The 253-nt window shown below is 44.3% G+C and carries 1 protein-coding gene; it reads right to left on the bottom strand.

Going from position 1 to position 253, the window contains the following annotated elements:
* Positions 1-253, bottom strand: a 253-nt coding sequence (locus tag FFR48_RS28670; protein ID WP_371851499.1) for a WD40 repeat domain-containing protein, incomplete at both ends; no start/stop codon positions are given.

The following is a 253-nucleotide window of genomic DNA, read 5'->3' as shown; positions in this document are numbered from 1 at the left end:
TGTAGGAGGTTTCCCGTTTTTACAGCCCACAATTTGATAGTGTTGTCATTACTTGCACTAGCAAGAGTTTGACCATCAGGGCTGTATGCTACTGACCCAACCCAGTAAGAATGACCAGTGAAGGTTTGTAGGAGGTTTCCCGTTTTTACAGCCCACAATTTGATAGTGTTGTCATTACTTGCACTAGCAAGAGTTTGACCATCAGGGCTGTATGCTACTGACCCAACCCAGTAAGAATGACCAGTGAAGGTTT

The organism is Sphaerospermopsis reniformis (assembly GCF_005402885.1).
Lineage (GTDB): Bacteria > Cyanobacteriota > Cyanobacteriia > Cyanobacteriales > Nostocaceae > Sphaerospermopsis > Sphaerospermopsis kisseleviana.
Note: the sequence above shows the minus strand (reverse complement) of the source record. Positions and strands in the feature narration are given on the sequence as shown.